The organism is Streptomyces sp. NPDC048370, assembly GCF_043200825.1.
GTDB lineage: Bacteria > Actinomycetota > Actinomycetes > Streptomycetales > Streptomycetaceae > Streptomyces.
In genome coordinates this window covers 1-8380 of sequence record NZ_JBICYI010000031.1, presented here as the reverse complement: position 1 = coordinate 8380, position 8380 = coordinate 1, and the positions used below count along the sequence as shown (strand labels likewise).

The window sequence follows — 8380 nt, the reverse complement described above, 5'->3', positions numbered from 1 at the left end:
CTCTCAGGAGGTCATCACGAGATCCCGTTCAGCCGGAAGGTAGGGCGGGATCTCGGCGTCTGTGGGGGATGTACGGGTCTTGGCCGAATGTGGAGCGTTCCGCGGGCGGTTGTCGTGCACCCCGAGGGCTCGCCTACGCCGTCGCTGGCGGCTGCCAGGAGTTCTTCGGCCCGCTCGTCAGGTATCCGACGGCCTGAAGAGGCGCCGCCGGCTCCGGTTCTGAAGGGCAGGTCAGTCTCTTGTTTACCTTACGGGTCGACCCGTAAGGTAAATGCCATGAGCTCCTCTCCGCCCTCCAGGGGGCGTCCCAGGGATCCCCGATCGCACGAGGCGATCATCCGCGCGACGGCAGAACTGGTGGTCGAGGTCGGCTACGCCGCGACGTCGATCGGGGCTGTGGCCGCGCGGGCCGGTGTCGGCAAAGACACGATTTACCGGCGGTGGCCGGGCAAGCCGGAGTTGGTCTTCGAGGCCGTCTTCACGACCACCGATGATGCTCCGCCCCCGGACACCGGAACGCTGGCCGGGGACCTGGCCGTGCTGCTACAGGGCCTGGTCGACGAGTTCCGCGCGCCTGCCGCCACGGCGGCACTTCCGGGGCTGCTCGCCGACTTCGCCGCCGATCCGGAACTGAAGGCGCGTATCCGCGGTGACTTCCTGGCCCCGTCGAAGGAGCGGCTGCTGGTCGTCTTCGAACGCGCCGTGCTGCGTGGGGAGATCGCGGCCGAAACGCCCGTGGAACTGGTCCTGGACACGCTGGCAGGAGCCGTGTTCTTCCACGTAGGGCTGGTCGGCGAGCACCCTGACCCGCAGCTGGCCGCCCTGCTGGCCGCTGTCGTGGCCAAAGGAATCGAGGTCCGATGAACGGCTGGCTTCTCGCGGCAGGGATCACCGCGCTCGGCGTGGCCGCGGTGCACATCGTCGGCGGGCACCGCGATGTGGTGCGCCCGCTGCTGACCTGCGGTCTCGCGGACGAACCCAAGCATGTCCTGCACGCCGTGTGGCACATGGTGAGCGGAGACCTGGTGCTCTCCGGAATCGCTCTGCTTTACCTCTCCCTGACGGACGGTAGGCCGGGTACCGGCCTGGTGGCGTGGTTCGTGGCCGCGCATTTCACCGCGTACGCGGCGGTGTTCTTGGTCGTCACGCTGACCGTCGGCTGGCCCAGACCGCTACTCCGCCTACCGCAGTGGATCCTGCTCCTGCCGGTCGCAATGCTGGCGGCGGCGGGCGCCACGTAGCCACATGCCTGGAGAGCTCACGCGGCCGGCGCGTCCAGCCGTTCGGTCTTGCCATCGAGTCTGCCAGGTTGGCGCCCCGCCATCGCCGCTGCCCCTGTAGACCCTGCGGTGTCCGTTGACACGGCAACCGAGTGGGAGCAAGAGCGACACCGAGGAAATTTCGGGCTCTGCCCGCGGTTCCGTGAATGATCTTGCGGGTACATCGCTGGGTCATGTGCCGCGTGTGCACCGGCGTGTCAGGTCATGCGGGCGTCTGCGGATCTGCGCGTCCGAGCATGTCGGCGAGGGGGTTCCCATCCGTTCCGCTGCGATTCGACGTGCTCGCAACTGCGCTCGCGTACGGGGGCGGAACTTGGGTTCCTTGTCGCAGCCACAGTCTTCACGGCCCTCGTAACGCAGCCCGGCGCCCAACACCGCAGCGACGACGGTCCACGCCTTGGCGTCTCGGCGTCGTGGTGCCGCAAGGTCGTGCCCCGCATTGAGCATTCCCTCGCCGCATCGGGGGCACTGGTGTCCGCTGGACCTGGGATGCCGCTTGCACGCGACGCGGCAGAGCAGGCACACGTAATGCAGCTTGTAGGGCTTCTCAGCGTAGTAACACACGAGATGAACGTAGCGGGCACCGTTACGGCTGACGAGGCCTTATTTGCTGTCGCGGAAGCGGCGATGGACGTCAACCAGCACGGCGCCCTAACGAGCTCGTGCACGGTAGGCGAAGAGACGTCAAGGCTTCGGCGGGGCTCGGTGTTCACATCTGCTGTGCGGGGATCAAGTCTGCAGTCTGCTGATGGGACAGCAGGCCGGCGATGGCCTGCATGATGTCGCTCATATGCTCGCGGCGGCCGAGGTGGCGGGTCAGGGACCGCCAGTTCTTGAGGTGGGCGATGCCGTGCTCGACCCGGATGCGTCGCGAGGAGTGCGCCCTGCGTTGTCGCTCGTGCATCTCCTCGTACCAGTCGGGGGCATTCTTCTTGAACTTGCGGTGCGGCGGAGTAACCACGCGTCCGCTGGTCTGGGCACCGAGGCCCTGGTAGCCGGCATCGGCAAGGATTTCGACCGCGGGCCCATCGGTCAGCAGCTTGACCAGCCCTAATTGGCGGGCGTGGGTGATATCGGCGCAGCTTCCGGGCTTGGTCGGGCTGCACCACAGCACGCGCCCCTCGCCGTCCGTGACCACCATGGATTTGACGGCGTTCTGCTTGTTCTTGCCAGAGATGAACCTGTCCCGTTCCTTGCTTCCGGCGACGGGCCGCCGGACCCGGATCTCGGTGCCGTCAACGATGCCGGTCTTCCCGCTGGCACCGAGGTGCTCGACGACCTCGGCCAGGGTCCGCAGCCGCACGTCGGGACTGACGGTGCACCCCCGCTCGGCAAGCAGGGGCCGCACCTCGCCGACGGCCCGGGTGATGGTGGAGCGGTCCACGCCGAACCAGCAGGCCAGGACGTCGTGAGTGGTTGCATGGCGGAGGTGGACGAGCGTGGCCAGGAGCCGGTCGACGAAGACCAGCCGGTGCTTCGCGCTGGCCCCCACGGCCCGCTTCCGCGGCCGAGAGGCAAGCCCGGCCTGGTGACGCTCATGCCACAACGGACCCACCTCGGCGATGAGTTCAGCAATCACATCGGCCGACAGACCCGTGATCCGGCGGTTGCTGATGACCACTGCACGAGACGCATTCCCCACCACCCGACCATGATCAACCATCCAAGGCCCAACGTCTCACCGCTAACCATGCACGAGCTCGTTAGTCGCTGACCTGCACGGCAGGACCGTGCTGCCTGTCCTCTAGGCGCTCCAGGAAGTCAAGGGCTGCTCGGACTCTGACACCTGAAGGGGCGCTAGGACACGCCAACGTACGCATCAAACCCGCTGCTTCCGGGTCGATCAGGTCCAGGAGTGCAGCCATTTCAGCAGCGCCGACTGATTCCGCGTCTCCGTTGAGGAGACGGTCCAACGGCTCAAGGGTTGCGAGGATTTCGGTGTACTGGGCCGGGCTTCCATCCCGCACGCCTTCTTCGTCCAACTTCCTGCACAGCTCGATGGCCGCCCGCGTCCAGGTGGCGAAGTCCGCGTCAGGATCAGTGACAGTTCTTAGGGGTTGAGCCAGGTCTGAGCCAGCATACTCCAGCAGCGGGACAAAGTCAGATGGGTCGAGCTCCTCTCCCGTGTTAAGCACCTTGTCCATGGCTTCGAGGGCACCGCGCATCGTTTCCCGGTCGACTCGGCTGGTCCCGACCGGACTGGACTCTGCGTGGCTCACGAGCCCGTCCGTCTCGGCCCCTTCCTCACCGATGGTCTCCGGTAGCAAGCGTCGCTCGGAGGCTGCCGCGTTCCGCATCTGCTGCCACCTGCCCACGCCCAGCTTGGGTGTGCCCGTCTTCTGAAGGGCCAGGTCTTCAAGCAGCCTGACCAAGGTGTCGAAGGCCGGTCCAGAATCTGGCACGGCCTTGCCGGTGAACCACGGGCTCAGCTTGCTCTTCCCCAGGCTAACCGGCGGCCTCTGCATCCTCCCCAGGGTCTCGATCTGCCCCAGGGTCAACCCCCCTGCCTTGTTCCGCAGCTCCGTCAGCGCGGCGACGAGCTGATCGACCGCCGGTGTATCGCTCATGGCCCCCCCTGTTCAGTCCGAACGTTCACTGAACGCCAATTTCACCAGGTCTGAAGTGCTTCAACGTCCCGTTCAGCCAGTTCAGGCCACGACGGATCAGGCACCAAACGGACTCCATGTGACTCGTCGACCACACGGTCGGCCGTCTCAAGGAGGAGAAGCGATGAAGAAGTTCACGTCCCCGTGGCGCATCGAGGAACAGAGGCGCACGATGACGGCCACCGCTAGCAGGTGGATCATGTGGCAGATGGCCAAGGAAGTCTTGCGTCTTGTGATGGAGCTTTGGCTTCAGACCTGACCAACTGGCCACGCCGCCCCGCCCCGCGTCGACCTGGCTGCGGGGCGGGGATCCGCGGCAGCGCTAGCAGTCGGGCGCGCCGGTGACGCGCGGACCGCCGGGGCTCGGCTTTCGCCTCGTCCCGCCGCCTTGAGTCATGCGCGGCGCGATCTCAGAGAAACCCACGGAGATCAGGCGCGCGCCGCCATCGTCTTCACCGCGGTCGGCAGCGACTACCTGCTCCGAAGCTTCCTACGGGCGGCCGCAGGACCTGGGCGATGGATGGCGCGTCGTCCGCGAGGACGTCGACCAGGACCCGCAGCGGCCGCAGCGCCGTGTCGGCGGCGTCGACCATCCGCAGGACGTGGGCCGCGTTGGTGAACAGGCCGGCCGTCAGGCCGGTCGCCAAGGATGTGACGGCATCGCGCGCGGTGGTCATCGTCGTCTCGGACCACGCCGTACGGGCCAGGCCCTCAACGACCTCCAACTCGCACAAGGAAGGCAGCCAGCGGCCCGCCGCGTAGTTGTCCGTCACGGCCTCGCACTGTTCGACCAGGGAGCGCCAGGCCACGTCCGCGCTTTCCAGATCGGCCGACCCGCGCCCGGGACGGCCGGTCCAGCACGGTTCGCACAGCGGCATCGGGCGGGCAGTCCGAGCCTGCCGTAGACCGCATGGGCCTGCCGACGTCGTCTCGCACTGATGGCAGGCAGCGGGAACAGACGCGAGCGACCGATGAACTGCGGGGAGTGGGGAGGAAGTCACACCCCGACCAACGACCGGACCGGCGGCGGGTACCCGCTCACGCCGAGGGCCGGGCTCCGCCTACTTGAAGGCCGCGAGTACCACCGCGAGCACGGCGCTGATCACCATCAGTGCCATCGCGAACGCTGGAAACAGACTCAGGCAGCGGGCTCCGCCCCAGCAGGCAACAGCGAACGTGACGGCGGCCACCAAGAACGAGAAGACCACCGCCATGCCGATCGACAACAGCAGGCGTGTTCGGTTGGCGACGCCGATCACCGCTTCACGGACCCCGGCGATGGTGATGCCGGGCCGGCCCGGTCCTGCGAAGGTCCGGGGATGGGCTGGGATCCGCAATGTTTGACCGGCTGGGTGGTGGCCGCGTCGTCAACTCCGGTTGATGATCAAGAGACTGTCCGAGAGGGCGAGGTGGTGGTTGAACGCGGGCGGTAGGTGAAGCCCGGACTGCGGTACGTAGAGTCCACTGCTGGGACGGCAGCCGCCCGGGGCCGAGGCCGCCTGGCCGATCGGGCTCGAGCCGCTTTCTTCCGTAGTGGTGGTCTCCTGCTGATGCAGTGTGGCGAGGACGAGGGCGAGGAGCAGGCCGGTGGAGCGGTTGCTGAGTATGTCTGCCGCCGCGACGAGACGGTTGCGTTCGGCGAAGGGGAGAGACAGCGCGACGCAGCGGGGCTGGCCGGGTAGTGGCACGGAGATCGCGGCGCATACCTCGGTATCGGAGTACTCCAGTAGGTCGAAGTGCGAGCCCTGCGGACCGTAGAGGTCCAGTGAGTGGAAGAGGGCTTCGCGGTCGGTGATGGTCCTTTCGGTCAAGGGGACCGGGCGCCAGCGGGAGAGGTGCTCCATGCGGGCTTCGCGGGGGAGCTGTGAAAGGAGACTCTTTCCGACTGCGCTGGCGTGCGCGAACTCTCGGAAGGGCGCGTACTCGGTGACTTGAGGAGTGTCGGGTCCGAAGGCGGAGTGAGAGATGCTGACTTCGCCGTCCGTGTAGGTGCTGACGTAGACGGCGGCACCGGTGTCGTCGCGCAGCCGGTCCAAGACCTGCTGCAGCACGTCTTCACCGCGGTCGATGGACTGCAGCAGAGGCCCGGAGGTGTGGGTACCGTCTGGAAGGGAGCTGGTCAGGCTGTTCTCGTCCAGCCAGGCCATCAACTCGGAGGCAGCCTTCGTCGATACGCGGGCTGTGCGGGCGACGTCGTTGGCGGTGACGGGGGAGCCGGCGCCTCGGACGAGGTGCATGACGTCCAGGACGCGCAGGGACGACTCCCACTGTCGTGGCGTGTGCTCGGAGCCGGATGGCGTCTCCGTCGGCGGTGTCCACATCCACCCCCCGGTGCGAGCGACGGTATCCGCAGGCTCGGCAGATGCTGCCTCAACGACTTCATCAACTTCGACACGATGAGACGTGCCGCCCGCATCAAGAGGTGACGGGAGACCATCAGCAGGCTTCAGAGTGGTCCCGACCTCGGTGTAGTACGCGAGGAGCTCGTCGTGGAACTCGGGATCCTCGGGCTCGTAGGACTCGGCCATATCCTCGCGCACTGCGGCGGAGACAGAGCGGAGTTCCAGCGACGCGTCCGCCAACTCCGGGAAGGAATGCCGGGGAAGCGCGGCGACCAGGCGCCAGGCATCGGAGTGCCCCCACTGAGCTGCCCGGAACAGGGCCTTGAGAGTGCCATGCTCAGCACGCGACCGCGCCTCCAAGGCGACGGCGGGCCTCCGCTCGCGAAGCGAGAGAACGGCCATGCGGAACGCCCCGCCGGGGTGCCACTGGTCGCAGGCCATGGCCAACCAGGTTCTCGCGCGGGCGATGTCTCCCTGCCGGAGCGCCCGGGACCCGATGACGTAGGCGGTGTTGGCGTCCTGGCGTGCTTGTGACACGTCTTCGTCGGTGAGGTCGCCCTGAGGCGGCCGCCCCGGCCAATCGCAGGCGGGCCGGTCCCAGTAGTCGGCCGGTGTCTTCAGCAAGGCGAGCAGATGCTGGTAGGCGTCCCTATCGCTCTCCATCTGCTCCTCCTTGATCGCGTGTCCTCCGTATGCCTTCGGGGGGTTCATCTACCGCTCACCTTGCTTGGACCGGGCGGCTGGCTTGTACACGGGCCGGATGTAGTTCTTGAGCTGCTCCTCGACTGCACTTACCCCGCGCTTTCGCTGCTGGTACACCGTGTTTTTCGCTGTGCCGAGACCGGAGGCGATGCTGTCGTCATCCTCACCATGGCTCTGCCGCTCCATTACTTCGCGGCACTGCTGGGCGGGAATCCGCTGAATCGCCTCGTCGACTTCCTCCCAGATCGCCCGGTCCTCCCTTGCCCGGTTGTCGAGCCTTCCGTTGTCGGCGGGGTCGGCCTCGTCGTCGGCCCGGTCACCGCCGGTCTCGAGGAAGTCCCCTGTCAGGTCCTCGTGGCTCCTCTTGCGCAGGTAGTCCTGGGCCTGCCTGACGGCGATCTGCTTCACGTAGGCGACCGGTTGCTGGGTGGGGTCGAGCCTTCCGGTGCGGTACGCGGTGAGGATGGCGGCGTCAGTGATGTCGTAGCGGTCGGCGTCGCTCAGCTCGGGGATGGTCAGCAGGAACCGGAATACCTTCTCCCGGATGATGGCGTGGAGGGTCCTGCCGTCCTCGCCTCTGGTGCTGAAGGGGTCTTCAGCACCAGAGGCACGATGGGATGAGCCGTTCACCACAGCCGGTAGCCGTCCCCTTCGCCGCGGTGGGCAGGGCCGGGGTCGATCCACCAGACCGTCAGACAGCCACCGTCGGGAGGCTCGTAGCAAACGACCGCCCCGGGCGGGAGGTTGCAAAGGATCTCCCTGGCCACCAGACGCGTCTCGGGAGAGGGCACGGCGGGAGTAGAGGTTTCCTTCACCGCGGGTCGCAGCGTGGGATGGAGACAGATGGAACCGGGCAGGGCGCTGTACAGTTGGAGCCCCGCAGAGATCACGAAGGCCAGGTAGTCGATCAGATCCATCTCGTCGGTACCTTAGGGAACTTGAAAGGGGACGCGGTGTGCGTTCACTCCTCATAGGGCCCTGTCGCCTCTGTTCTTAACAGGCGTCGCAAGATCTTTTCGATCCGTCCGTGCTGCCCGGCTCTGTCTCTCCGGCTCGTCTACAGCAGGTGCCGGTTCGGCTCCTTCGCGACGCTGGCGTACTCGAGCAGTTCGATGACGGTGACGCCGGCGTGCTGGAGGAGTTCGGTGCCGTCGGCGCCGGGCACGAAGGTGTCGGGTTCGCGCCAGGCCGTGACGACACGGCGGATCCCGGCGTTCTGGATGAGCTGGGAGCACGGTGTAGGGCGTGAGGCACGTTTTGCGCAGGGTTCGAGCGAGCTGTAGACGGTGGCGCCGGCGAAGCGCGGCTCGTCGGCGGGGAGTTTGGCGAGGGCGCCTTCCTCGGCGTGGTCGTGGGGGTCGTTCTCGCGGGAGTATCCACGGGCGAGCTCGACACCATCGGCGGCGACGATGACCGCACCCACACTGAAGGCAGTGTCGGATGGCGGGCC

At 67.0% G+C, this 8380-nt stretch carries 10 protein-coding genes and 1 pseudogene; 3 read left to right on the top strand and 8 right to left on the bottom strand.

Going from position 1 to position 8380, the window contains the following annotated elements; translation table 11 throughout:
* Positions 1-276: 276 nt before the first annotated feature.
* Together ACGFYP_RS34610 and ACGFYP_RS34605 are read left to right on the top strand one after the other, a co-directional pair.
* Entirely contained in the window at positions 277-864 is a 588-nt protein-coding gene (locus ACGFYP_RS34610) for a TetR/AcrR family transcriptional regulator (RefSeq protein ID WP_393502083.1), read from the top strand.
* On the top strand, positions 861-1241 hold the full coding sequence (locus ACGFYP_RS34605) for a hypothetical protein (RefSeq protein WP_393502081.1): 381 nt from the start codon (positions 861-863) through the stop codon (positions 1239-1241). The genes ACGFYP_RS34610 and ACGFYP_RS34605 overlap by 4 nt, the downstream gene beginning before the upstream one ends.
* 748 nt (positions 1242-1989) lie before the next feature.
* Here ACGFYP_RS34605 and ACGFYP_RS34600 read toward each other — a convergent pair.
* Both ACGFYP_RS34600 and ACGFYP_RS34595 read right to left on the bottom strand, forming a co-directional pair.
* Positions 1990-2901 (bottom strand): transposase family protein, encoded by a 912-nt coding sequence (locus ACGFYP_RS34600; protein WP_393502079.1) that lies wholly within the window; start codon positions 2899-2901, stop codon positions 1990-1992.
* Between the two features lie 82 nt (positions 2902-2983).
* Entirely contained in the window at positions 2984-3847 is an 864-nt protein-coding gene (locus ACGFYP_RS34595; protein WP_393502077.1) for a hypothetical protein, read from the bottom strand.
* Between the two features lie 163 nt (positions 3848-4010).
* On the opposite strand from ACGFYP_RS34595, the gene ACGFYP_RS34590 reads away from it, so the two are divergent.
* On the top strand, positions 4011-4145 hold the full coding sequence (locus ACGFYP_RS34590; RefSeq protein ID WP_393502075.1) for a hypothetical protein: 135 nt from the start codon (positions 4011-4013) through the stop codon (positions 4143-4145).
* 193 nt (positions 4146-4338) lie between these two features.
* On the opposite strand, the gene ACGFYP_RS34585 is transcribed toward ACGFYP_RS34590, so the two are convergent.
* The 6 genes and pseudogenes from ACGFYP_RS34585 to ACGFYP_RS34560 all read right to left on the bottom strand — a co-directional run.
* Positions 4339-4695 (bottom strand): hypothetical protein, encoded by a 357-nt coding sequence (locus tag ACGFYP_RS34585; RefSeq protein WP_393502073.1) that lies wholly within the window; start codon positions 4693-4695, stop codon positions 4339-4341.
* Positions 4696-4947: 252 nt separating this feature from the next.
* Positions 4948-5145: a hypothetical protein gene (locus tag ACGFYP_RS34580; RefSeq protein WP_393502071.1), complete on the bottom strand. Its 198-nt coding sequence runs from the start codon at positions 5143-5145 to the stop codon at positions 4948-4950.
* Between the two features lie 108 nt (positions 5146-5253).
* The gene (locus ACGFYP_RS34575; protein WP_393502069.1) at positions 5254-6939 is read right to left on the bottom strand and encodes an IclR family transcriptional regulator C-terminal domain-containing protein; all 1686 of its coding nucleotides are present in this window, start codon (positions 6937-6939) and stop codon (positions 5254-5256) included.
* On the bottom strand, positions 6940-7563 hold the full coding sequence (locus ACGFYP_RS34570; protein WP_393502067.1) for an RNA polymerase sigma factor: 624 nt from the start codon (positions 7561-7563) through the stop codon (positions 6940-6942).
* Entirely contained in the window at positions 7557-7847 is a 291-nt protein-coding gene (locus ACGFYP_RS34565) for a hypothetical protein (protein ID WP_393502065.1), read from the bottom strand. Before ACGFYP_RS34565 ends, ACGFYP_RS34570 begins: the two co-directional genes overlap by 7 nt.
* A 140-nt stretch (positions 7848-7987) precedes the next feature.
* A pseudogene (locus ACGFYP_RS34560) lies at positions 7988-8380 on the bottom strand (5-amino-6-(5-phosphoribosylamino)uracil reductase); the annotation flags it as partial.